Raw genomic sequence first — 24,290 nt, forward strand, 5'->3', positions numbered from 1 at the left:
CAAAAAACAAAGAGCCTCTATGCAAAATTTAGACAAACTTTATATCTTTACCAACTCGCGAAAGATACGCGAATTTAACGCGAAATTTCAAAACGAACTCGTGCCAAAGGCCATGACGATAGCGCAGTTTGAGCAAAAAGCCGTGCTGGTGCCGGGGCGCTTTGAGGCGGACGAGGCGTACGCGCTGGTGCTGATGCAGCGAGCCTGTGCGAGCGTGAGGGAGGCCTCCGAGCGGCTGCGTATCCCGTCCGAGTTCTTTGCATTTTTAAAAAACAACGACTATCTTTTTAGCTTTTTTAAAGAGCTTGCTATCAGTAAAAAGAGCGTGGCGGACCTGAAATTTAGCGATATTTACGCCGATTACGAGGAGCATCTGGGTATCCTCGAGGCGGTGCTTGCGCGATATAAGGAGCTGCTCGCGGCCGAAAATCTATACGACGGCATCGCGCTGCCTGAAATTTACCGGCTAAACGGCGGATTCGTGAGAGAATTTCGCGAGATTTATCTTGAAGTGGACGGCTTTTTGAGCGAATTTGAGTGGGAGCTGTTTAGCGAGATAGCCAAGCTAACGACGCTAAAAATCATCTTTCAAACCAGTAAATTTAACAAAAAACTGATCCTAAAACTAGCCGAAATTTCGGGCATTGACTCGAGCGAGTTTAGCCTATACGGCGAATTTGAGCTAAATTTGAGCTCGCGCGAGCTAAAAAAAACGGGCGTCTTGCGCAAAAATCCGCTCGTTTTAAAAAGAAGCTTTAGCGCCAGAAGCTTGCAGGCGGCCTACGCGATGGCAAAGGCTAGCGAGTTTGTGGCTGATGGCATCAAACCCGAAAACATTGCCGTTATCCTGCCCGATGAGAGCTTTGCCGAGATCTTGCGCCTGCACGACCGCGGCAAGATGTTTAACTTTGCGATGGGCGAGAGCTTTACCCGCACGCGGTTTTTTCAAATTTTAAAGTGCATAGTAACCGCGATCAACGACAAAATCCGCGTAAATTTGAGCGAGGATAACTACGCGAATTTTAACGAATTCGAGTTTAATCTGCACGAGCTTGGCGCCGGCTCCGAGCTATTTGCTAAATTTAAAAACGGCTTTGAGGCGCCTTGCTCATTTGAGGATTTTAGGGCGCTTATGGAGGAGATTTTGGCGCTTGAGAGCGACCCCGCCGCCGCGCAAAAAACGCGAGAGGAGCTATTTTACGCGCAAAGTTTGGCTAGGTATTTTAGCTTTACGCTGCGTCAAATTTGCGAGATATTTTTGATAAAGCTAGCCAGGCTTAGGCTTGATCACGTAGGCGGCGGCAAGATCGGCGTCATGGGCGTTTTGGAGAGTCGCGGGCTTAAATTTGAGGGCGTCATAGTGCTTGATTTTAACGACGATTTGGTGCCAAAGCGCAGCGTAAACGAGATGTTTTTAAGCTCGCGCGTGCGTCAAAAAGCGGGCCTCATCGGCTACGTCGACCGCGAAAATTTGCAGAGATTTTACTACGAGAGCCTAATCGGCGGCGCGAAAAAGGCGGCGATATGCTACGTGGCAAACGAGGAGAAAATCGCGTCGAGATTTCTCGGCGAATTTAACGCCGTGGAGGACGCGAGATTTAGCGACGAGAGCTATGCGGCGCTGTTTAACGGCGAATTTGCGGACGAGCAGAAAATTGACGGTGAGATAAACCCGCATCTTGACGAAAGGAACGAGGCTAAACCTAAACAAGCAAAAACCGCCAAAGAGCGGAGTTTGTTTGAATTTGACGCGCATGGCGAGCTAGATTCTGGCGTAAATTCTACCGATAAATTTGACGAAAACGCCGCGCAAAACGAAACGCCGAGCGAAAATCCGCAAGCGCTAAATTTTATAAAATTTACTCGAAAAACGCCCGCAAAACCTAAAATTTTCGAGCAAGACATCATCGTCAAGCACGATTTTTTCGCTATCCCGCTCTCTTTTAGCAGGCTAAACACCTATTTGCAGTGCCCGCGGCGGTATTATTACAGATATATCCTGGGCGTAAAGCCGCCCGTGATGCCGCAAACCGCGTCCGCGGCGGACTTGGGTAACTCGCTACACAGGGCGCTTTTTGAGTATTATTCTAAATTCGATCGATTTGACCTCGCTAAATTTGAAACGGTGCTAAGAGAGCTAAACACGCTGCCGTTAGAGCGCGAGATAACGATGATAAAGATGGAAAAATTTAAGGCCGTAGAGGACGCGAGATATGAGGCGGGATGGCGCGTGCAGGGGCTCGAAAAAGAGCTTGATAGCGTGTTTGCAGGCGTGCGCATAACGGGCAAAATCGACCGCATAGACGTGTGCGGCGGCGAGCTAGCGGTGATTGACTATAAAAGCGGGAAATTTGACGCCAAATCCTTGCAACTGCCCTTTTACGAGGCGCTCGTTGGTAGGCCTTGCGAGGGGTATTTTTACGATCTTAAAGATAATATGAACTTGGTGGCCGGCGAGGCTAGCACGGAGGCGCTTGCAGAGGCGATCGAGCAGCTAAAATCCATAAACGACACGCCGATAAATTTCGGGGAGGCAAAGGGCGCGATGAGCGAATACGAAGACTATAAAATTTTAGTGAAAGGCGAGCTATGAAGCCGTTTTTGGCCCTCGAGGCGAGTGCGGGCAGCGGCAAGACCTTCGCGCTTAGCGTGCGTTTTATCGCGATTTTGCTCTCAGGCGCCGACGCGCGCGAGATCACGGCGCTAACCTTTACCAAAAAGGCCGCCAACGAGATGAAAGAGCGCATCGTGCAGACCTTTTTGCGGCTCGAGGAAAAGGGCGCAGAGCTAGCCGAGCTAGAGCAAATTTTGGGTGCGAGCAGGGATGAAATTTTAGCTATGCGCGACGCGCGGGCGACGCATTTTTTAGAAAGCGAACTAAAAATCGGTACGTTTGACTCGTTTTTCGTCGGCATCCTGCGCAGTTTTTGCCTAAATTTGGGGTTGAGCGCGGATTTTGAAGTGAGCGAAAATTTAAACGAGCTACAGCGGGGCGAGTTTGTCGCGAGCGTGAGCAAGGATATGCGGCTGTTAAAAGCGCTTGCAAATTTGATAGCGACGGCCGAGCGCAGTCAGAGTAGCTTTTTTGAGAGCTTGGAGATGTTTTACGAAAATTTCGGCGAGCTAAAAAGCAGCGAAAATGCGGCGTTTCCAAACGAAAGCGGCGTCGCAGAAGCGCTAAAAAACATGCGCGAATACGTCCTAGCTAGAGGCGGCGGCAAAGATGCGCAAAGCGCCGTGAAAGAGGGCAGCCCGAGCGAAATTTTAGCTCGCTCTTTTATGTCGCGCGCGAGCCTTGATTATCGCACGTTTTCTAAAATTTATACGCCGGAGCTTGACGAGATGTTTTTTGAGTTAAAAGCGCGGCTAAAGCGCTATTTTGACGCGCTTGAGGAGTATAAAATCGCCGAGCTGGCTAGATTTTTAAAAATCTATAAAGAGTGCAAAATCTCGCTAAATAAAAGACTAAATTCGCTCGCATTTAGCGACGTGACGCGCCTAGTTTACGAGCTTTTGCGAGGCGGCGAGACGGACGCGCAGATGCTTTATTTTAGGCTCGACGGACGTATAAATCACCTGCTCATCGACGAGTTTCAAGACACCAACGTCGCGCAGTACGAGATCATGCGTCCGCTTATCGAAGAAATCGTAGCCGGATACGGACAAAACGGGCTTGGCAGCTTTTTTTACGTCGGCGACGTAAAGCAGAGCATTTACCGTTTTCGCGGAGGCAAAAAGGAGCTTTTCGGCAAGCTGATGCGAGATTTTCCGCAGATCAAAGCGCAAAATTTGGAGGTAAATTATCGCAGCAAAAAGGCGCTGGTGAGATTTACGAACGCCGTATTTACAGGCAAGATCGAAAATTTTAAACCGCAAAGAACGCCCCAAAAAGAGGGCGAGCGGGTAAATTTGGTAGGCCGGATGCCGTATTTTGAGGCACAGGAGGACGATCTTGGATTCGTGCGGGTATGTAGCGGCGATGACGTGGCGATGGAGGCTGCGCAGCAGGTTAAATTTCTGCTTGAAAAAGGGGTCTGCGAGGACGATATCACCGTGCTTTGCTGGAAAAACGACGACATAAATAAAATCGCAAATTTACTTGACGAGGCGGGCGTAAAAAGCGTGAGCGAGGGCGTGATGCCTCTGCTAGCTAGCAAAAATGCGCGCGCAGTAGTGGAGTACGCTAAATTTTGCCTATTCGGCGAGCGAATTTACAAGCTAAATACCGAAGCGATCCTAGACGTAAATGCCGTAAAACTAAGCGTAAATCCGCAAAAATCGGCGCTTGAGAGCCTGCACTATCTGGCGGGCAAGCTTGGCGCAGATATGAGCGACGCGGACGTTTTGCGGCTATTTGAGCTAGCACAGCCGTATTCAAATTTGACCGAGTTTATCTATAATCTTGGTAGATTTGAAGCAAAAGCGAGCGCAAAAAGCGGCGAGGGCGTGAAAATCATGACCGTGCACAAGTCAAAGGGACTGGAGTTTGAAAACGTGATCGTGTGCGATAAAATGGGCGCCGGACGGCATGACGGGTCAAATTTTGTCGCTGAGTACGACGCGAGTGCGGGCTCCTGGCAGGTGCGACACAACGTCAAAAAGCAGTGCATCGACGAGGATTTTGCAAGGCTAAAAGAAAAGGCGGCGCGGCTCGAGCGCGAAGAGGATATGAACAAGCTCTACGTCGCGCTAACGCGGGCGATCAGCGGGCTAATCATCGTCAAGAAAACGGACGCGAACGGCAGAAATCCGAGCTTTTTTGGGGCGTATGAGAGTAGCGGCGAGGTTATAGAGTATCTTGATTTGGTTGATTTTAGCTTCGGCGAGCCTGCGCCTAGCAAGGCGCGAAATTTGACGTCGGCGGGCAAATTTGAGCCTATAGAGCTAGCTCAAATTTCAAAGCAAATCGTAGATGAAACGCCAAAATCCGAGAGTAAAAACCAAAAGGCGATTTATTTTGGTTTGGCGCTGCACTATCTGCTCGAGATGGCGGAAAAATTTGACGAGGACTCGCTAAAAACCGCGCAAATTTCGATGCGAAACGCTTTTCATAAATTTTTGGACGAGGGCGAGCTGGATGAAATTTACGTGCGCGGGCTAAATTTGATAAACGAGCCTAAATTTAAGCAAATGACGCAGGCAAAAAGGGTGTTTAAAGAGCAGCCTTTACGCTTTGAGGGCGCGCTAAAGCAGCTTGATCTGCTCTGTTTGGACGAAAATGAAATCTGCGTGATAGACTATAAAACGAGCGATAAAAATATAGATGAAAATATCGCGCAGGTTGAGGAGTACAAAAAAATATTGGCTCAAATTTATCCGAATTTGAGCGTGAGGGCGGCGATATTTTACGCTTTGCGGGACGAAATTCGAAGCATTGATATTTAAATATAGCTTAAATTAAGCTATATGTAAGGTGCATTTGAATACAATCACGACTTAAAATTATCTAAAGGGTAAGAAATGACGAAAATAACAAAACCAAACGAAGTGGAGCGCGAGTGGATCGTGCTTGACGCGGCAGGTAAGCGTTTTGGTAGATTGCTAACCGAGGTAGCTACGCTGCTTCGCGGTAAGCATAAACCAAATTTCACTCCGAATGTCGATTGCGGCGATTACGTTATCATAATCAACGCTTCTAAAGCCGAATTTACGGGCAACAATAAAGCCGAGCAAAAGCTTTATCACCGCCATTCAGGGTATTTTGGTAGCACAAAGAGCGAGAAATTCGGCGAGCTTTTGGCTGACAAACCTGAAAAACTGTTCAAGCTAGCCGTTCGCGGAATGCTTCCAAAAACAAAACTCGGCAGAGAGATGATAAAAAAACTAAAAGTTTACGCCGGCAGCGAGCATCCGCACACGGCTCAAATAGCTAAAAAAGAAGGAAAATAATCATGGCGAAAGTTTATGCAACCGGTAAAAGAAAAACTGCCGTAGCGAAAGTCTGGCTAAAACCGGGCAGCGGTAAAATTTTAGTAAACGGGCTTGATCTAAACACTTGGCTCGGCGGACACGAGGCTATCAAGCTAAAAGTGGTTCAACCTCTACTTTTAACAAAACAAGAGGGTTCTGTAGACGTAACCGCAACTACTCTAGGCGGCGGATACTCTGCTCAGGCTGAGGCGCTAAGACACGGCATTTCAAGAGCATTGGCCCTATTTGACACCGACTTTAGAGCAACTCTAAAACCAAAAGGCCTACTGACTCGCGACTCACGCGTTGTTGAGCGTAAGAAATTCGGTAGAAGAAAAGCTAGAAGAAGCCCGCAGTTTTCTAAACGCTAATAGTTTTTGGGGTAGCGCGAATTTAAGGTGCATTGATATTTGCGGTTGGTTTTTTGTAAACTTGCAGATATCAAATGTTTAAACGAAATTTATAATTTTTGTGTTATCATTGAAACATACATTTCACTTGAAAGGATTTTCTATGAAAAAGATTGCTATTGCTTTAGTTGCTGCTACAGCTCTTTTTGCTGCTGATTCAGCTTACAAATATGAATTAACTCCAACCATAGGCGGAGTTCATCCTGAGGGTAACCTTGGAATGAACGATCAAGCTGCTATCGGTTTAAGAGTAGGTAGAAACCTTGAGAATTTCTTTATCAACCAAGTAGAGCTAGGTTTTAGCCATGCAGATAAGGTTAGAGAATACGGCGTAAAAGGCAAAGCTACTAGATATTTCGTAAATGCCATTAAAGATTTCGGTATCACTGACAATCTTTCACTTTATGGATTACTAGGTGCTGGATATGAGGATGTTTCAAAAAGATTCGTTAAAAATGACGATGGTGGCTTCGGTCAATACGGTCTTGGTTTAAGATACCAAATTACCGACAACTTCGCATTGCGTGCCGAAGCTGTCGATGCTATCAAATTTAACCATGGAGACCACAACCTATTCTATACTCTAGGTTTTGCAGTAGGTTTTGCTCCTCAAAACGCTCCTGTAGTTGCAGAAGCTCCAAAAGTTGAGGCAGCTCCAGCTCCTGTAAGCCTTGACGATGATAACGACGGTGTTTTAAATGATGTTGATCAATGCCCAAATACACCTGCTGGCGTAGTAGTTGATGAGACTGGATGCGAGAAGGTTATCGTTCTTAGAGATATCGGCGTAAACTTCGCATTCGATAGCTACAAAATAACTCCAAAATATCTTGAGGAGATCAAAAAAGTAGCTAACTTTATGGGCGAAAACCCAGGCTACCGCGTAGTTCTAAGCGGACATACAGATAGCGTAGGCGCTGAGGCTTATAACCAAAAACTATCTGAAAAAAGAGCAAATGCGGTTGCTAAAGCCCTTGAAGAGCTTGGCGTAAGCGCAGACAAGATCACATCTATCGGATACGGCGAACTTAAACCTATCGCTTCAAACAAAACAAAAGAAGGACGCGCTGAAAACAGACGCGTTGAAGCTAGATTTAACAAATAATTAGCCTAGCTTAATAATGCATGGACGAGATTAAAATCGAACTTATTTGGTCGTTAATCTCGTCCTATTCTTTAAAAATTTTAGGCTCTATCGCCATCTTGCTTATCGGCAAATGGTTAGTAGCAAAAATCTCAAATCTTATATCAAAGTTAATCATTTCCTCTAGACTTGACGAAACTCTTTCGAGTTTTTTACTAAATATCATCAAAACGCTTCTTATGGCTTTCGTAATCATAGCTGCGATTGCAAATTTGGGCGTCGAGACGTCTATGTTCGTTGCTGCGCTAGGCGCCATCGGTCTTGCTATCGGTATGGCATTTAAGGATACTTTTTCAAACATCGGCGCAGGATTTTTGATAATATTTTTTAGGCCGTTTAAACTCAAGGACCATATCGAAGTTGCAGGCGTGCAAGGTGCGGTCAAAGAGATTAATATGTTTAGTACTGTTTTACGCACGACCGATCATAAAACCATTATCATCCCAAACGGTCGCATCATAAGTAGCAATATAATTAACTTCTCAAAAGAGGGCACCAGGCGCGTCGAGATCGTATTTTGCATAGATTATAAAGACGATTTAAAGCTTGCAAAAGAGATTATATTAAGTCTGGCTGCCGAAAATAAAAAGATCCTAAAAGAGCCAAAGCCGTTTGTCGGCGTCGGAAGTTTGGGTGAAAATAGCGTAAATTTGACCGCTAGATTTTGGTGCGCGAGTAGTGATTTTTCGGATGTACAGTTTGCTATGTTAGAGAGCGTCAAGCTTGCATTTGACGCTAAAGGCATCTCTATACCGTCGCCGCAGCTTAGCATCCGCTATCAAGACAAAAGACAAGACGAGCAATTTTAATCACTCGGTTTTCTTGCATATTTTATACTTATTTGCTTGTATGGTTGTGATGGGTTAAATTTGATCCGCAAGCTAGCTTTGCTAAATTTGCATAAAAATGCACAAGCGCGAGAAATTCTGCCTGAAATATTTTAAATTTTAAGTCTAGTTAAAAATTCAAATTTGACGTCATAATATTTTAACAAAACCGTAATTTTAATGCCTGAACTGTAATAGCATAAAATTTAAATCAAAACCCAAAACGATGAAAATTTGAAATTTTAAAAAGCCGACTTAAGGCAAATTTTAAAATACAAAAAGTAAAATCAAAGTTTACTAAAATGCAAATTTGACGCGAAAATGCCGTCAAATTTATGGTATCACAATCAAAAAAAAAACGAAAGAAGCGAGATGAAAAAAACCATACTTTTTGACCTAGACGGTACGCTTATCGACTCCACGCCCGCGATTCTTGATGGATTTGGCGCGGCGTTTCGCGCTCACGGTGAGCCCGCTCCAAAGCCCGAGGCGGTCAAGGCTCTAGTCGGCCATCCGCTTGACGTCATGTTTGCCGGACTTGGAGCGCCGACGCAGCTCGTGCCTGATTATATCGCCGCGTATAAGGCGCGTTATGAGCAGATTTTTTTGGAGCAAACATCGCTGCTTGAGGGCGCGGCTGGCGCATTGGCGCTTGCTAGCGAGGTCGCGGACGTGGGCGTCGTTACGACGAAAACGTCGAAATTTTCGGTCATTTTGCTTGAGCACTTGGGTGTTATGAAATTTATCAAAACCGTGATCGGCAGAGACGACGTCGTAAATCCAAAGCCCGACCCTGAGCCCATAAACAGGGCTCTTGAGCGCCTAGGTAACACAAGCGCGCAAGATAAGGCAAACGCCTTTATGATCGGCGATACGACGATGGATCTGGAAGCAGCGAAGCGTGCGGGGATCGCCGGCGTCGGGCTGGTTTGCGGCTACGGCAATGAGGCTGATTTGCGCGAGCACTCAAATTTGATCTTTAAAAACGCATTTGAGGCGGTTAAATTTATAGCGGGCAGATGAGGCTAGCCGATAAATTTAGAATTTTAGCAGTGATCAAAACCTATAGTTAGCTCGCCAAACGGCTATTTTTAGCGTTTGTTTGAGTTGTTAAATTTAATCATTTATAAAACGTAGCGACAAGTGCGACAAGTTAAATTTAAATCAAATTTGTCGCAAGAACCAGGGCAAAGAGGCAAATTTGACCTGCCGATGCGCTCCCTTTTTTCAAGGGACTCAATCGCATTGTTTGCATTAAGATAAACGCCGTCAAAATCCGTATCCAAGACTTTAAACGACTCATCACTCAGGTAGGCGTAAAGCACAACTAGGCGTTCGTGACCGAGATAGCTCGTATGTAGCCGATAGCGGCTCATTTTTCTGCTAAGCCGTCTTTAACAATAACCTCAATCCTGTTTTGAGCGATGATGATAAAACCGTATCGCGAGATAGCAATGACGAAGCAACGTATCTTCTTGCGCTAGCCCATCGCAAACTTTGCTTCGTTCGCGATTTTCTTTGCTACGGCGTAAAAGCATAAGACGAAAATCGTGGTTAGCGCGGATAAAATTTTACGCATAGCTTCTTCGTCTTTTAAATTTATCGCTTAAATTTGAGCGATTTTTAAAATCGGCCACCAAATCAAATTTGGGGCTTAAGATTATTAAATTTAGGCCTTTTTGAAAATGTAAAGCGACGGATTAATGATAGATTTTGGAATTTAGCTCTATAATAAAAGATTTTTAAAAATCGTAAGAAAATTTAAGGCGGAAAAATGGCTAAAATAATGAAAACTATGGACGGAAACGAGGCTGCGGCGCATGCGGCTTACGCATTTACGGAGGTTGCGGGCATCTACCCGATCACTCCTAGCTCGCCGATGGCTGATTACACCGATATGTGGGCGGCTCAGGGCAAGAAAAATCTATTCGGCATGCCGGTTAAAGTCGTCGAAATGCAAAGCGAGGGCGGGGCTGCGGGCACCGTACACGGCTCGCTGCAAGTAGGCGCGCTAACTACGACATACACGGCTTCGCAAGGGCTTTTGCTAAAAATCCCGAATATGTACAAAATCGCAGGCCAACTACTACCGGGCGTCATCCATGTGAGCGCGCGCTCTATCGCGGCTCAGGCGCTTTCAATCTTCGGCGATCATCAGGACATTTATGCCTGTCGCCAAACGGGTTTTGCGATGCTGGCAAGCGGCTCCGTGCAAGAGGTCATGGATATCGCCGGCGTCGCGCACCTAGCGGCGATCAAGGGTCGCGTGCCGTTTTTGCACTTTTTCGACGGATTTCGCACGAGCCACGAGATACAAAAGGTCGAGGTGCTTGACTACGCGCACTTTGATAGGCTTCTTGATCGCGAGGCTCTGCAAAAATTTAGAGACGAGGCGCTAAGTCCCGAGAGCCCGAAAACTCGTGGTACGGCGCAAAATGACGATATTTACTTTCAGACGCGCGAGCTAGCTAACCGCTACTACGACGCGGTACCTGATATAGTGGCCGAGTATCTAAAAGAAATTTCAAAAATCACGGGACGAGATTATAAGCCGTTTAATTATTACGGCGATCCGTACGCTACGCGCGTCGTGGTCGCGATGGGTTCGGTAACGCAAACTCTAGAAGAGGTCGTCGATCACCTGCGCGCAAAAGGCGAAAAAGTAGGCGTGCTAAAAGTGCATCTATATCGTCCGTTTAGCCTAAAATACCTCTTTGACGTGATGCCTGAAACGGTAGAAAAGATCGCCGTACTAGACCGCACGAAAGAGCCGGGAAGCCTGGGCGAGCCGCTATATCTAGACGTCAAGGCGGCGTTTTACGGACGCAAAAATCAGCCTGTGATCGTAGGCGGCCGCTACGGCCTAAGCTCAAAAGACGTCGATCCCGCACAAATGCTAGCCGTCTTTGAAAATCTAAATTTAAGCGAGCCAAAAAACGGCTTTACCGTCGGTATCGAGGACGACGTGACCTTCACCTCGCTAAAAGTCGGCGAGAAAATTTCTCTAAGCGACGCAAGCGTAAAAGAGTGCCTATTTTACGGCCTTGGCGCGGACGGTACCGTTGGGGCGAATAAAAACTCCATCAAAATCATCGGCGATAAAACCGAGCTTTACGCGCAGGCGTATTTTGCCTACGACAGCAAAAAATCGGGCGGCTACACGCGCTCGCACCTACGTTTTGGCAAAAACCCGATCCGCTCGACCTATCTCGTCTCAAATCCGCACTTCGTCGCCTGCTCGGTCGCGGCATATCTTGAAATTTACGACGTCATAGACGGCATCCGCGAGGGCGGGACGTTCCTGCTAAACTCGATCTGGGACGCCGAGCAGACGGTTGCTAAACTGCCGAATAAAGTAAAGAAAATTTTAGCCGCTAAAAAGGTAAATTTCTACATCATCAACGCCACTAAGCTAGCTCGCGAGATCGGGCTAAAAAACCGCACGAACACCATCATGCAGTCGGCATTTTTTAAGCTAGCTGACATCATCCCGTTTGCCGACGCGCAAAAATACATGAAAGAGTATGCGCACAAAGCCTACGCCAAAAAGGGCGAAGCGATCGTGGAGATGAACTACAAGGCCATCGATATGGGCGCGGACGGGCTGGTTAAGGTCGCGGTCGACCCTAGCTGGGCAAATTTGACGGATGACGCCGCTAACGAGGAAAAATACGTCGGCGACGAATTTATAGAAAAAATCGTTAAACCTATCAACGCTGCTAGGGGCGATAGCTTGCCTGTTTCGGCGTTTGTGGGCTATGAGGACGGACACTTTAAATCAGGCACGACGGCCTATGAAAAACGCGGTATCGGCGTGATGGTGCCTAAGTGGATCGAGGAAAATTGCATCCAGTGCAACCAGTGCGCCTTCGTCTGCCCGCACGCGGTCATCAGACCGTTTCTTATCGATGAAAACGAGCTTGCCGCCGCGCCGCAAACCGTGCAAGATCACGTCCTAGACGCCAAAGGCAAAGAGGTAAAAGGGCTAAAATACAAAATCCAAGTGAGCCCGCTTGACTGCACGGGCTGCGAGCTGTGCGCTCAAAACTGCCCGAGCAAGGAAAAATCGCTCGTCATGGTGCCGCTAGCAGAGGAGATGGAGAAAAACGAGCAGGAAAACGCGGATTATTTATTTAAAAAGGTAACCTACAAAGACGACCTGATGAGCAAAGAAAGCGTCAAGGGCGTTGGCTTTGCTCAGCCGCTATTTGAGTTTCACGGCGCGTGCCCTGGTTGCGGCGAAACGCCTTATATAGGGCTTGTTACGAGACTGTTTGGCGACCGTATGATAGTGGCAAACGCCACCGGATGTAGCTCGATCTACGGCGGTAGCGCGCCTTCGACGCCTTATACGACGAACAAAGAGGGCAAGGGCGTAGCGTGGGCGAACTCGCTATTTGAGGATAACGCGGAGTTTGGCATGGGTATGAACGTCGCGGTAGAGACGCTGCGCCACCGTATCGAAGACGTCATGCTACGCACCAAGGACGCCGCACCAAATGCCCTAGCCGCGCTATACTCCGACTGGATCGCGCACAAAAACGACGGCGAGAAAACGACGCAAATCGCTAAAATTTTAACCCCGATTTTGGAGCAAAATTTAAGCGTAGAGGGCGTAAAAGAAATTTTAGAGCTAAAAAGATACCTCGTCAAAAAATCCCAATGGATCATCGGCGGCGACGGCTGGGCGTACGATATCGGCTTTGGCGGTCTTGATCACGTGCTAGCTAGCGGCGAGAACGTAAACGTGCTCGTGCTTGACACCGAGGTGTACTCAAACACCGGCGGCCAAAGCTCAAAATCAAGCCGCGCGGGCTCCATAGCGCAGTTTACCGCTAGCGGCAAGCCGATGCAGAAAAAAGACCTAGGCTATATCGCGATGACCTACGGAAATATCTTCGTTGCGCAGATCAACTCAAACGCGAGCCAAGCAAACACGATAAAAGCCATCGCCGCAGCCGAAGCATACGATGGACCTAGCCTCGTGATTGCATATTCGCCGTGTATCGCGCACGGTATAAAAGGCGGTATGGCCTACTCCGGAGGTCAAGGCGAACTAGCGACGAAATGCGGCTACTGGCCGACCTACGTCTACGATCCGCGCCTAATCAAAGAGGGCAAAAATCCGCTCAAAATGACCTCAAAAGAGCCGGATTGGTCGCTTTATGAGGAATTTTTGCTAAACGAGGTTCGCTACAACTCGCTTAAAAAAACTAACCCGCAGCACGCAGATGAGCTGCTGGCTAAAAACAAGGCCGACGCGCAAAGACGCTACCGCCAGCTAAAACGCCTAAGCCTAGCTGATTTTAGCGATGAGGTCGAGTCTGGCGCGCCTGAAAGCGCCGAGGATGTCTCTGCCGATACCGCAGCCGAATAAGGCGCAAATTTCTCTCGCCTAAATTTGACGGGCGAGGGAAAATATCTATAAATTTAGCCGCTCGTTTAGGCGGTTAAATTTGCTTTCAAATTTGAAATTTTAAATTTAACGCAGCAAATTTAAAAGGCGCAAAATGAGCCAAATCCATCCTTTTAAACCGATTTTTGATAAAAATTCTAAAATTTTAATCCTCGGCTCCTTCCCTTCCGTCGTTTCTCGTAAATTTGGCTTTTATTACGCAAATCCGCAAAATCGTTTCTGGCGGGTGTTGGCCGGGATTTTAAACGCTCCGTTACCCAAAAGCATGGACGAAAAGACAAATTTTCTGCTCGCTCACCGCATCGCTATCTACGACGCTGCGATCTCGTGCGAGATAAAGGGCTCTAGCGACGCCAAAATGACCGCCGTCTCGCCCGCAAATTTAGAGCCAATCTTTAAAATCGCAAATATCACGCAAGTCTACGCAAACGGCAGCAAGGCTTATGAAATTTGTAAAAAATATTTAGAAGACGAGATTTTAAAAGCGACCAAAAATGCGGTGATAAAGCTACCATCGACCAGCCCTGCAAATGCTAAATTTAGTATAGATAAGCTTGCGAGCGAATGGTCGGTGATAGCTGAGGCTTTAAGGTAGGTCAAAAACTCAAAACAGCTTCGTCTTTCGTCTCTATGCTATTAATCTTTTAGTAAAATTTACCTTCTTGAGTAACTTAACTAACTATGCTGTTTTTTAAAAATAAAAAAACTATTTTTATATTGACATTGGTTATTATTTTGATATAATTGCACCACTGACTTAAATTTTTCAGTGGCTCAAGTATTTTTAATACTTGTATTATTTTATAAATTTAAATGAACAAAATCAGTTTTAATTACTAAATTTGCTAAAGCAACAGCAAAATTTAGTTATGTAGAAATTTAAAAATATTTTTGCGACATGTATTAGAAACATAAAAAATAGACATTTTAATCTAAAAGGATAGGTAATGAACAAGCATTTATTTGCACTTTTGGCTTTGGCGGCTTTTAGCAGCCACTCTTTAGCTCACGAGTTTTGGCTGTTTGGAAGCAGCAAAGACGTAACTAGCGTTGAAATCGGCTATGCAGACGATTTTCCGACTGTTGAAAAGATCCCGGATAACAGGATTGCGCTATTTGAAGCCCCGTACGTAATAGCCAAAAACGGCGAAAAGCTTAGCCTAAAACAAAGCGGCGAAAACTACCACTACGAAAGAGGCAAGCTTGATGACGGCTCTTACCTTATAGCTGGCGAGTACAAGCCTACATTTTGGACAAAAGCTAGCGATGGCACATGGCATATGGGCAAAACCAAAGAGGATATCAAAGACGCCAAATACTGCAAAAAAGCGAGCATGAGCGCAAAAGGCGTCATAAACAAAAACGCTAAGGATGACTCTGTAACAAAGCCTTCTAATCAGCGTTTAGAGATAGTTCCGCTTGAAAATCCGGCAAATTTCAAAGTTGGCGTACCGTTTAAAGTTAAAATTCTATTTGAAGGCAAACCGCTAGAAAGCGCTACGCTTAATGGAACATTTGACGGCTTTTTGAAAGAAAAAAGTGCATTTCACGGCGAAACTGAGCCAGACGGCACGATAGAGGTGCTAGCTCTTAAACCTGGAAAGTGGCTACTACAAGTGGTGCACAAAATGCCGTTTGCCGACTCGAAAATTTGCGATGACGAGACGATCGCAGCAACGCTTGCGTTTGAGCTAAAATAGATCAAATTTGCAAGATCGCATCTTAAATTTATTAAAGGGCGTGTCAAGATGCGCCCTGCTATTTTGCATTTTAAACTAAATTTTCCCGGTAAATTTTATAAAATCGTTGTTACGATAAAAGAACTTCTAAAACGATAAACTCAAAACAAGCAGTTAAATTTATCGGTAAATTTATTTTTTACTACGCAACTCCGCAAACACGCTGGCGACATCGTGCGAGATAAAGGGCTCGAGCGACGCTAAAATGACCGCCGTCACGCCTGCAAATTTGGAGCTGATTTTTAAAACCGCAAACATCACGCAAGTCTACGCAAACGGCGGCAAGGCGCACGAAATCTGCGAAAAATACCTAAAAACTCAAATTTTAAACGCAACGGGTAAAGAGCCCGTCAAACTACACTTGACTAGCCCAGCGAATGCAAATTTTAGCTTTGAAAGGCTCGTGCAAGAGTGGACGGTTGTCGCCGAAGCGCTAAAAGACGGTTAAATTTGGCAAGAGTTCTCAAATTTAACTCATCCAAAATAAAAATAACCTCGCCTTCATCTTAAATTTAGTTTCAAATTTTAAAATTACCCAAACTAAACAAAGCAGGAAAAACCATGAAAATCCTAAAATTTCTATTTTTACTTCCGCTTCTAGCCATCGGCGCGCAGGCGCTGGAGCCAAAAATCGTAATGAAGCCCGAAGCTACCCTAAAAAACGGGCTTTACTACGTAAAAGGCAAGCCCTACTACGGCACGTTAAAGATGCTTCGTTACAGCGTCGAGGACCTATATGACGTAAATGCGATGGGCATGGTCTATCCGAGGCTAAAACCTCTGCCGCCCACGCTCATACGCGAGATCGACGTGCAGGGCGGCACGGCGGTGCGATACAGGGACTATTTTGACGGCAGGGACAAGCCCTCAAACGAATACCCCCTAAAAAACGGCGTCCGCGAAGGCACGGCGAAGCACTACCACGCAGATAGCGGCGCTCTGATGGGCGAGAGCGAATATAAAAACGGCGTCCGCGACGGGCGCTACCGCCGCTACTACTTTGACGAGGGCGGCGCGTTAGAGCAGGAGGGCACCTATAAGGCGGATAAGCGAGAGGGCATTTTCACGGACTATTACATTAGCGGCGAGGTTAGCGCACGCAGCCCATACGTCGGCGGGATGCGAAACGGCGAGGACTTCGACTACTACAAAAGCGGCAAAATTCGAGGCAAGCGAACGTATAAAGGGGGCAAGCGAGAAGGCACGGAGACGTGGTACTACGAAAGCGGCGCCGTGGAGGAAACGGGCGAATACAAAAATGACCGCAAAAACGGCGTTTGGAAGCGATTTTACGAAAACGGCAAAACGCGCGTGGTAGAAAATTACAAAAACGGCGAAAAAGACGGCGTCGCGCGCGAATACTACCCAAGCGGCAAGCTACGAGGCGAATACGAGTACAAAGACGGCCGCCAAACGGGCGCGGGGCTGGACTACTACGAGAGCGGGGCGCCGGCTGCCAAAGTGATGTTTAAAAACGGGCGCTATCACGGACTATACGAGGAGTATCACGAAAACGGCTCGATAAAGGCCAGAGTGACGTTTGAGGACGGGCTGGAGGTCGGCACGGCGAAGCACTACTATGCAAACGGCAAACTCGAAGCCGAGGGGGAGTTTGAGCGCGGCAGGCTCATCCGAGCTAAAAAATACGATGAAAGCGGCAAGCTAATCAGCGACAAGTCCGATAAAAACGGACTGCCGCGGGAGTGAGTTTGGCTAAAATTTAAATTTGAATGGAGCCAAATTTGATCTATGCGGCTTAAATTTAGCGCTTTGACGAGGTTTGGCTTTGCGCGACGCCTAGCTTTTTCTTATTTTAAGCGCATACGAGGCGTCAAATTTGACTCAAAACCTGCTACACTAGTCTAAAATTTTAATAAAAATCAAAGTTACATAAAATAAGAGTAGTCTAAAAAAACTAAAAAATAATTTTTATTTTAGCTTAATATATCAGTATTTGTAGTAAAATTTGCTCTGGATTTAATACACAAAAACACTAAAAAGGAGCAAAATATGGCTGCTACAGGTATTATTATCGGCACGGTAGTACTGTTTATCGTGGGCTGGGCGATAGTGCGGGGTAAGTACGCGCCGCTCGTGCTTTTTCTTTCGGGCGTTTTTATGTTGATTTGCTCGGTCGCGCTAGGCACGGGGAATTTTATGCCCAAACAGGCCGTAGCGACGGGCAACGCCTACCTAAATATCATCGAGTTTATACGATATATGTTCTCAAACAGATTTGCAAATTTAGGCCTTATCATCATGTTTATGGTGGGTTTTGCGAGCTATATGACGCATATCGGCGCGAACCACGCTTTCGTTTCTATCGCTACGAAGCGCTTTGCTAGGATCAAAAACCCATACGTCATGGTATTCGTCGCCTTTGCGGTGGCTAAGCTCATCAGTATGGTTATCACTAGCGCGGTAGGGCTTGGCGTGCTATGTCTTGCGCTACTAGGACCCGTGCTCATCTCCCTTGGGCTAAACAAGCTCACCGTAGGCTCGATCTGCGCGATGTCGGGAGCCGCCTCGATGGTGCTCATCGGCGCATCGACGGCCGCCGCGGCGAAGGCTACGCAGCTTAGTATCCTTGACTATGTTTTCGTCTATAAAATTCCGGCCGCGCTTCCGACCTCGATCGTGATGGGTATCGCACTCGTTTTTTGGAACAGGTATCTGGATAAAAAAGAGGGCTGGGTATGCAGCGAGCACGTGGGCGAAGTGATGGAATTTGACGGCGCAGTGCAAAATCCCGAGGCCGCCGCGCCTAAAATTTACGCGATACTGCCGTTTTTACCGATGATTTTGGTGGTCGTATTTTCGCAGTACTGTATCGCCTCTATCAAGCTTGACATCTCGGCGATCATCATCCTATCAGTCGTCATCGCGATGCTTTTTGAAGCGGTCAGGCATAGGTTTAAATTTGACCCGATTGCCGAGGGGGTCAAGGTGTTTTTCCAAGCGATGGGCAAGAGCCTAAGCGGCGTCGTAATCCTTATCATCGCAGCGGGCGTATTTGCAGAAGGCTTTAAGGCTCTAGGTATGCTCGATAGTATCGTCAAGCTCGCAAATTCGCTAGGATTTGGCGGCTTTGGCATGTCGGTGCTTTTCGTCGTCATCACGACGCTTGTTACGATCATCTCTGGCTCAAACGGCGCGAGCTTCTACCCGCTCATCGAGATGGTGCCGCATATCGCGGCTAAACTAAACGTGAGCTCCGTGATGCTCGTGCTACCGATGCACCAGGCCTCGACTATCGCTCGCCCTCTATCGCCCGTCGCAGGCGTGGTCGTCGCGATAGCGGGCATGCTAAAGTGCAGTCCGCTCGATATCGTCAAACGCTGCAGCGTGCCGGCGGTCTTGGGACTCGTTAGTCACCATATTTTCGTATTTTTACTCTCGTTGTGAGGCGTAAAATGGAGCTTCCTAGATGGACGTTTGAGGACGCGTACGGCGACTTTGACGATGCGAGATTTACGGATGCGCTGTCAAATTTGGACGAAATTTTAGGCGAGATAGAAGGGCTGCTGGGCTCTAGCGGCGGGCTAAATTTGCTGATAGACGCGTACGAGCGCGGATTTGAGGCGGCAAACTCCTTGCTCGCGTTTTGCCGCTGCAAATCAAGCGACGACACCAAAGACGAGCGAGCAGGCGCGGCCGAGGCGAAAATCAGAGAGAAATTTTTGCGCCTTGAGCGGATCAAAGAGATTATTTTTGAAAAGATGGACGCACTAGATCCCTCCGATACCGCGCGCCAAACACAGGAGTTTGCGCGGATAAAATTTCTTTACGACGAGCGCAAAAGTAGCTGGCGGGCAAGATTTGACGCAAAGGAGCGTAAAATTTACGAGGATACGGCGGCTAGCAGTTTTGCTCCGCTTTACGGCGTATTTAGGCATCTAAACAACCTCATCGCCGTGCAGGCTACGGATAAAAACGGCGTAAAAAGCGTCTATAATCTCTCAAAATGCGCGGGCATTTTAAAGGGCTCGCCCGATGCGGCGCTGCGAAAGAGCGTGTTTGAGGGGCTATCGGAGCATTACGGTAAGCACGCGAGCTTGTACGCCGACGTTTTAAATTTGCTTCAGGGCTTTAGGTTGGGCGAATTTAGGGCGGCGGGGACGGATATCCTAACGCCTAGCCTACAGCAAAACAAGATCAGCGAGCAGGCCGTAACGGCGATGTTTGCGGCGCTAGATCGCAGATCGGACAAGATCAGAGAGTGCGTGAGCCTGCGCGCGAAGTATTTTCCGCAGGGTAAAATTTACGCCCGAGATCTACTCGCGCCGTCTCCGTTTGCTAGCGCTGAGGAGATCCCGTACGAGCGGGCGATAGAGACGACATGCGAGGCTCTGGGCGAGGTTGGCGAGGAGATACCCGAGTTTATCAAAATGATGCTGCAGAAAAACTGGATCGAGGCGCAGGTGCGCGAAAACAAAGCAGGCGGCGCGTTTTATACGAGATTTGATAAATTTCGGCAACCGCGCGTGTTTTCTAGCTACATGGGCACGCAGGCGCATATGATCCAGCAGGCGCACGAGCTCGGACACGCGTGGCACTACTGGATCATGCGCGATCTGCCCGCGCTGCACACGCAGTTTCCTATGACGCTAGCCGAGGCTGCGAGCACCTTTAACGAAGCCGTACTGCGAAACTATCTGCGAAAAAACAGCTCGGATAAAAATTTACTCTTTGACATCTTGTGGCAGGAGCTAAAATCTGCGGCAAATTTCATGCTGCACATCGGCGTAAGGTTTGATTTTGAGATCGCTTTTTTAAAGGCTAGGCAGAAGGGCGCGGTCGGCGCGTCGCAGATAGAGGAGCTCATGCAAAAGGCGTGGCGTGGACGCTACGGCGATACGACGCAGGACGCGGAGGGCTTTTTGCCGTATTTTAAGCTGCATTTTTACAAAACCGATCAATACATCTACAACTACCCCTACACCGTCGGCTACCTGCTCTCGCAGTTTTTGCTGGGCGAGTTTAGGCGCGCTGGCGATAAATTTATCGGCGCATACAAGGCGTTTTTGCGCGAGTGCGGCGTGATGAGCGTCGAAGCTCTGCTACAAAAGCACTTCGGCAAAGACGCGCGAACGCTGGAGTTTTGGCTCGAGTGCGTCGATAATGCGCTAATTTATGCTGACGAGTTTAAGCGGCTCGAAAAGCAGATGGAGTTTGATAAGACGGCAAAATCGGGCGGGTAAATTTGAACCCGAATTTGATTTATTTTCTGCCAAATTTAAGAGCAAAACGTTGAGCTTTTTGCTCTTACTGCCTCAATGAGATGTTCTCAAATTTGAGCGCCGTTTCTTGATCCTAAAAGATAAATGAGTAAGTCAAATTTAAAATTTCCTCACAAAATTTGACATGCGTTACAAATTTGCACTTAACTGATAACAACTATCATAACTAAGCTATTTTTTAGCTAATCTATTTTATAATAATCACAATCAAATAAACAGGAGCCCAAAATGTCAGTTTTAGTTATCGGAGCCGACGAGATAACGCCTATAAAAGCGGTCCTAAAAGACCTCGGCGCAGAAGCGATCGAGCACTGGGACGCGCGCAACGAAAACCGCGTAAATCGCAAACCGATCCCGCAAGATACCGAGTGCGTCGTGATGTTAACCAGTTTTTTAAACCACAACACGATGAAAACGATAAAAAACCAAGCCAAAAAGCGCAATATCCCGATCGTCTGCGCCAAAAGAAGCGTCAGCTGCGTGTTTAGCGAGTATTGCAAAGTCTTTGGGCTAGATAAGGAATTTGGATGCTGCAAGGTAAAAGACTAATAGATGAAATTCGGCTTTTTATCAGGTATTGGAGAAATAACTCCAAGTATTTTTTCAGGGCTTGACGCGGTAAATAAAGCCCGAATTTTTATAAATTTATATAACTGTTGCGCAGGTCGCGAGCTAAAAATTCCTCTTATTTATGCGTATTCGGGCTTAAATTTGGAGGAAATTTTTCTAAAGCGCATAGAGGATCTATGCGAGTTTAAAAATCCTAGCCAAAGTAAAATTTCAAGCTTTTGTATCGCCTCAAACGCCGTCATCTGCGCCTATAAAACGGGCAAATTTGACGCCGTTCCGCCGCTAGCCGTCTCTCCCAAGCACCCAGCCGCCAAGCTAATCCTCATGCTAAAATCCCAAAACGGAATTTGTTTTGACGCGGACATAATGTTTTCTCAGTTTGTTTATGATAAAATACGCGCCAAACATTTTGATAAAAACGTTTATTTTCAAGACGGGATTATCTTTGCCGAGCAGGGCGGGCGCAAGCTTTTCGGCGTTATGCCGTGCTTTAAGGAGATAACCAAAGAGCGGTTTCATCTGGCTAACTGCGAGATCGCTAGGGGCTTTGAGGCGCTTAGCGGCGGAGAGTTTGACAGGATGTTCATCGTAGCTCCGAGAAATGCGAATTTCTCGCGCTACATCGAGGTTAAACGGGAGTGCGGATGCGGCGGATCGCTGCGACTGGTGCCCTACACGATAAGTCATCATATTTTTTAAAGGAAATTTAAATGATAGGTATCATTTTTGGAAGCAGTATGGGAAATACTGAGGAGGCGGCGAGCTTTTTAGCCGAGAATTTGGGGCTAGAAAACGAGCTTTTAAACATAGCAAACTGCGACGCGGCTAAGCTAAACGGCTTTGACAAGCTAATTTTAGGCGTTTCTACCTGGGGTACAGGCGACCTTCAAGACGACTGGGATGCGTTTGATTTTGGCGGACTAAAGCTTAGCGGTAAGACGGTTGCGATATTTGGCACGGGCGATGCCGAGAGCTATGCGGATAGCTTTTGCGGCGCGATGGGCAAGCTATACGACGAGGTCGTAAAAGCTGGCGCAAACGTCGTGGGCGCAGTATCCGTGGATGGATATAAATTTGACGAATCAGAAGCCGTAAGAGACGGTAAATTCGTCGGTCTGCCTCTTGATGCGGACAACGAAAGCGAAAAAACCGAGCCTAGAATCAGCGCTTGGATAGAGCAGATTAAACCTCATTTTGCTTAAAATTTAATACTTCTAGTCGGGCTTTTTGCCCGATTTTTCTTTCAAATTTAACTCTTTTTTATATCAAATTTGACTTTGTCGTGCTACAGCATTAAAGCGATTTTAGCGTGCGGCGGCTGCGCAAATTTTATCAAGACCGCTTCATGGCTAGCCGAGCTAATGCCGGCTTTTAATCAACTCAAATTTGAGCTAAAATTTAGCAAATTTAGCTAAAATCACGCCGAATTTATGTTAAAAATAAGGAGAAAATATGCCTCTACTAGATAGTTTTTGCGTCGATCACGTGAGGATGAACGCGCCCGGCGTACGCTTGGCAAAGACGATGAAAACGCCAAAAGGCGACGATATAAGCGTGTTTGATTTGCGTTTTTGCAAGCCAAACGAAGAAATCCTGCCCGAAAAAGGCATCCACACGCTAGAGCATCTGTTTGCGGGATTTATGCGAGATCATTTAAACGGCAAGGGCGTTGAAATCATCGATATCTCGCCGATGGGCTGCAGAACGGGCTTTTATATGAGCGTGATCGGCGTGCCGAGCAAGGAGGCGGTCAAGGCCGCGTGGACGGCGTCGATGAGGGATATCCTGGGCGTCAAAAATCAAGAAGACATCCCTGAGCTCAATAAATATCAGTGCGGCACGTACAAGATGCATTCGCTTGACGAAGCGCACGCGATCGCAAGCAAAATTTTAGAGCGCGGACTAGTCACGATAGATAACGAAGAGATCGCGCTAGACGTCGCTGCGATGGGGCTTAAAAAGCACTAATCGCTCGTTAAATTTAGCCGCCGTTCGTGCGGCTTTTACTCTCGCGGCAAATTTGGGCAAAGCTCAAATTTGGCCCAGTTTGCCGCACTCTTACTTCAAATTTTGCTGTTTTAATATACAAAACCCGCTTCGTAATAAAATATAGCGATGTAATTTTAAGCCGTAAATTTATAAAATTACATTAATAATTTTTCTTAAGGAAGTGCGATGAAAAGTTTTAAATTCGTTTTGATCGCGGCCTGTGCGGCGGCGATAAGCTTAAACGCCGAGGTTTTGACAAAGACGACCGATATATCGCTAGGTGGTAAAAAGGTCGGCAAGATCGAGGTTTTAACGCCGGTCGAGGTTGTCTCCAAAGACGGCGCAAAGGCCAAAATAAAAGTAAAAGGCGCCGTTTCGGCAAACTACCTGGCTCAGATACAGCGAAGCGTCAAAAACGCCGAAATTTTCACGATTTTTGATACCGAGAGCGAGACTAATTTTAAGAAAATAAAAGAGGTCGAGGACGACTACGGCGAGCTTTGGTATGAGGTCGAGGGCACGTACGAAGTCGCCGCAGACGCGCTAGGTAGCGACGCAAACGCGCTATACAAACAGGCTCAGCAAAAGTACGAGGAGACCTGCTCGGCGTGCCACCGCTTGCACGAGCCAAACAGCTTTACGGCGGCTCAGTGGCCGGCAAATTTGCAGTCGATGATCGATACGAACTACGTCGCGCTAGAGGAGACGGAGCTAAATTTGATCGTTAAATATCTGCAGCATAACGCAAAAGCCGTAGAATAGGGCTTTGGTGCGCCTAGCGCCTAGCTAAATTTGCTCGTCGCTTGAAGCGTAAAATTTAGCGGCGTTTGTTCTTTAAATTTGGATTTTATGTTTTACGGCGGCAAATTTAACGCTACCGGCTTAAATTTGCGGCGTCTTGCTTGCCAAAGAGCTGCGTTACAAAAAAAGCGAGCGCCGCTAATAAAATATAGTTTTAAAAGTAAATAACGGAAAACGAGTTGCCTAATCGCGTCGGTGCCGCGAGTGTCGGCGATTTGGCTTTGCTTGGGTCTGCGACTTCGCG

The 24,290-nt window shown here is 47.0% G+C and carries 18 protein-coding genes and 1 pseudogene; all 19 read left to right on the plus strand.

What is annotated here, in order from left to right:
• Positions 1-19 precede the first annotated feature (19 nt).
• Positions 20-2,593, plus strand: a complete 2,574-nt coding sequence (locus H7R39_RS00430; RefSeq protein ID WP_185897484.1) for a PD-(D/E)XK nuclease family protein — start codon at positions 20-22, stop codon at positions 2,591-2,593.
• On the plus strand, positions 2,590-5,385 hold the full coding sequence (locus H7R39_RS00435) for a RecB-like helicase (protein WP_185897485.1): 2,796 nt from the start codon (positions 2,590-2,592) through the stop codon (positions 5,383-5,385). Before H7R39_RS00430 ends, H7R39_RS00435 begins: the two co-directional genes overlap by 4 nt.
• A 75-nt stretch (positions 5,386-5,460) precedes the next feature.
• Positions 5,461-5,889, plus strand: coding sequence for a 50S ribosomal protein L13 (rplM, locus tag H7R39_RS00440; RefSeq protein ID WP_002949135.1), 429 nt, complete (start codon positions 5,461-5,463; stop codon positions 5,887-5,889).
• Positions 5,890-5,891: 2 nt separating this feature from the next.
• Entirely contained in the window at positions 5,892-6,281 is a 390-nt protein-coding gene (gene rpsI / locus H7R39_RS00445) for a 30S ribosomal protein S9 (RefSeq protein WP_009492499.1), read from the plus strand.
• A 142-nt stretch (positions 6,282-6,423) separates the two neighbouring features.
• Positions 6,424-7,425, plus strand: a complete 1,002-nt coding sequence (locus tag H7R39_RS00450) for an OmpA family protein (RefSeq protein ID WP_185897486.1) — start codon at positions 6,424-6,426, stop codon at positions 7,423-7,425.
• A gap of 20 nt (positions 7,426-7,445) precedes the next feature.
• Positions 7,446-8,273 (plus strand): mechanosensitive ion channel family protein, encoded by an 828-nt coding sequence (locus tag H7R39_RS00455; protein WP_185897487.1) that lies wholly within the window; start codon positions 7,446-7,448, stop codon positions 8,271-8,273.
• Between the two features lie 390 nt (positions 8,274-8,663).
• Positions 8,664-9,314, plus strand: coding sequence for an HAD family hydrolase (locus H7R39_RS00460; protein ID WP_185897488.1), 651 nt, complete (start codon positions 8,664-8,666; stop codon positions 9,312-9,314).
• A 751-nt stretch (positions 9,315-10,065) separates the two neighbouring features.
• Positions 10,066-13,668 (plus strand): pyruvate:ferredoxin (flavodoxin) oxidoreductase, encoded by a 3,603-nt coding sequence (nifJ, locus tag H7R39_RS00465; RefSeq protein WP_185897489.1) that lies wholly within the window; start codon positions 10,066-10,068, stop codon positions 13,666-13,668.
• Between the two features lie 133 nt (positions 13,669-13,801).
• Positions 13,802-14,302 carry a DNA-deoxyinosine glycosylase gene (locus H7R39_RS00470; protein WP_185897490.1) on the plus strand — a complete coding sequence of 167 codons (501 nt, stop codon included), beginning with the start codon at positions 13,802-13,804 and terminating at the stop codon, positions 14,300-14,302.
• 352 nt (positions 14,303-14,654) lie between these two features.
• Positions 14,655-15,407, plus strand: a complete 753-nt coding sequence (locus H7R39_RS00475; RefSeq protein WP_185897491.1) for a DUF4198 domain-containing protein — start codon at positions 14,655-14,657, stop codon at positions 15,405-15,407.
• 205 nt (positions 15,408-15,612) lie between these two features.
• Positions 15,613-15,894: pseudogene (locus H7R39_RS00480) on the plus strand (DNA-deoxyinosine glycosylase); the annotation flags it as partial.
• 113 nt (positions 15,895-16,007) lie between these two features.
• Complete coding sequence (locus H7R39_RS00485; protein ID WP_185897492.1) at positions 16,008-17,153, plus strand: toxin-antitoxin system YwqK family antitoxin; 1,146 nt, start codon at positions 16,008-16,010, stop codon at positions 17,151-17,153.
• Positions 17,154-17,456: 303 nt separating this feature from the next.
• Complete coding sequence (gene dcuC / locus H7R39_RS00490) at positions 17,457-18,851, plus strand: C4-dicarboxylate transporter DcuC (protein WP_185897493.1); 1,395 nt, start codon at positions 17,457-17,459, stop codon at positions 18,849-18,851.
• An 8-nt stretch (positions 18,852-18,859) separates the two neighbouring features.
• Positions 18,860-20,647 carry a M3 family metallopeptidase gene (locus H7R39_RS00495; RefSeq protein ID WP_185897494.1) on the plus strand — a complete coding sequence of 596 codons (1,788 nt, stop codon included), beginning with the start codon at positions 18,860-18,862 and terminating at the stop codon, positions 20,645-20,647.
• Positions 20,648-20,914: 267 nt separating this feature from the next.
• Positions 20,915-21,235 carry a DUF2325 domain-containing protein gene (locus H7R39_RS00500; RefSeq protein ID WP_002949171.1) on the plus strand — a complete coding sequence of 107 codons (321 nt, stop codon included), beginning with the start codon at positions 20,915-20,917 and terminating at the stop codon, positions 21,233-21,235.
• Between the two features lie 3 nt (positions 21,236-21,238).
• Positions 21,239-21,955: a hypothetical protein gene (locus tag H7R39_RS00505; RefSeq protein ID WP_185897495.1), complete on the plus strand. Its 717-nt coding sequence runs from the start codon at positions 21,239-21,241 to the stop codon at positions 21,953-21,955.
• A gap of 11 nt (positions 21,956-21,966) precedes the next feature.
• On the plus strand, positions 21,967-22,458 hold the full coding sequence (fldA, locus tag H7R39_RS00510) for a flavodoxin FldA (protein WP_185897496.1): 492 nt from the start codon (positions 21,967-21,969) through the stop codon (positions 22,456-22,458).
• Positions 22,459-22,708: 250 nt separating this feature from the next.
• On the plus strand, positions 22,709-23,224 hold the full coding sequence (luxS, locus tag H7R39_RS00515; protein WP_185897497.1) for an S-ribosylhomocysteine lyase: 516 nt from the start codon (positions 22,709-22,711) through the stop codon (positions 23,222-23,224).
• A 207-nt stretch (positions 23,225-23,431) separates the two neighbouring features.
• Entirely contained in the window at positions 23,432-24,007 is a 576-nt protein-coding gene (locus H7R39_RS00520) for a hypothetical protein (protein ID WP_185897498.1), read from the plus strand.
• Positions 24,008-24,290 lie beyond the last annotated feature (283 nt).

It is taken from the genome of Campylobacter massiliensis (assembly GCF_014253065.1).
Taxonomy (GTDB): Bacteria; Campylobacterota; Campylobacteria; order Campylobacterales; family Campylobacteraceae; genus Campylobacter_A; species Campylobacter_A massiliensis.

Bases quoted from the DNA above. Each gene is read 5' to 3' on its own strand.
- luxS (WP_185897497.1), top strand. From the start codon at position 22,709: ATGCCTCTACTAGATAGTTTTTGCGTCGATCACGTGAGGATGAACGCG.
- H7R39_RS00485 (WP_185897492.1), top strand. From the start codon at position 16,008: ATGAAAATCCTAAAATTTCTATTTTTACTTCCGCTTCTAGCCATCGGC.
- H7R39_RS00455 (WP_185897487.1), top strand. From the start codon at position 7,446: ATGGACGAGATTAAAATCGAACTTATTTGGTCGTTAATCTCGTCCTAT.
- rplM (WP_002949135.1), top strand. From the start codon at position 5,461: ATGACGAAAATAACAAAACCAAACGAAGTGGAGCGCGAGTGGATCGTG.
- H7R39_RS00460 (WP_185897488.1), top strand. From the start codon at position 8,664: ATGAAAAAAACCATACTTTTTGACCTAGACGGTACGCTTATCGACTCC.
- H7R39_RS00505 (WP_185897495.1), top strand. From the start codon at position 21,239: ATGAAATTCGGCTTTTTATCAGGTATTGGAGAAATAACTCCAAGTATT.
- rpsI (WP_009492499.1), top strand. From the start codon at position 5,892: ATGGCGAAAGTTTATGCAACCGGTAAAAGAAAAACTGCCGTAGCGAAA.
- dcuC (WP_185897493.1), top strand. From the start codon at position 17,457: ATGGCTGCTACAGGTATTATTATCGGCACGGTAGTACTGTTTATCGTG.
- H7R39_RS00495 (WP_185897494.1), top strand. From the start codon at position 18,860: ATGGAGCTTCCTAGATGGACGTTTGAGGACGCGTACGGCGACTTTGAC.
- H7R39_RS00435 (WP_185897485.1), top strand. From the start codon at position 2,590: ATGAAGCCGTTTTTGGCCCTCGAGGCGAGTGCGGGCAGCGGCAAGACC.
- fldA (WP_185897496.1), top strand. From the start codon at position 21,967: ATGATAGGTATCATTTTTGGAAGCAGTATGGGAAATACTGAGGAGGCG.
- H7R39_RS00475 (WP_185897491.1), top strand. From the start codon at position 14,655: ATGAACAAGCATTTATTTGCACTTTTGGCTTTGGCGGCTTTTAGCAGC.
- H7R39_RS00520 (WP_185897498.1), top strand. From the start codon at position 23,432: ATGAAAAGTTTTAAATTCGTTTTGATCGCGGCCTGTGCGGCGGCGATA.
- H7R39_RS00500 (WP_002949171.1), top strand. From the start codon at position 20,915: ATGTCAGTTTTAGTTATCGGAGCCGACGAGATAACGCCTATAAAAGCG.
- nifJ (WP_185897489.1), top strand. From the start codon at position 10,066: ATGGCTAAAATAATGAAAACTATGGACGGAAACGAGGCTGCGGCGCAT.
- H7R39_RS00430 (WP_185897484.1), top strand. From the start codon at position 20: ATGCAAAATTTAGACAAACTTTATATCTTTACCAACTCGCGAAAGATA.
- H7R39_RS00450 (WP_185897486.1), top strand. From the start codon at position 6,424: ATGAAAAAGATTGCTATTGCTTTAGTTGCTGCTACAGCTCTTTTTGCT.
- H7R39_RS00470 (WP_185897490.1), top strand. From the start codon at position 13,802: ATGAGCCAAATCCATCCTTTTAAACCGATTTTTGATAAAAATTCTAAA.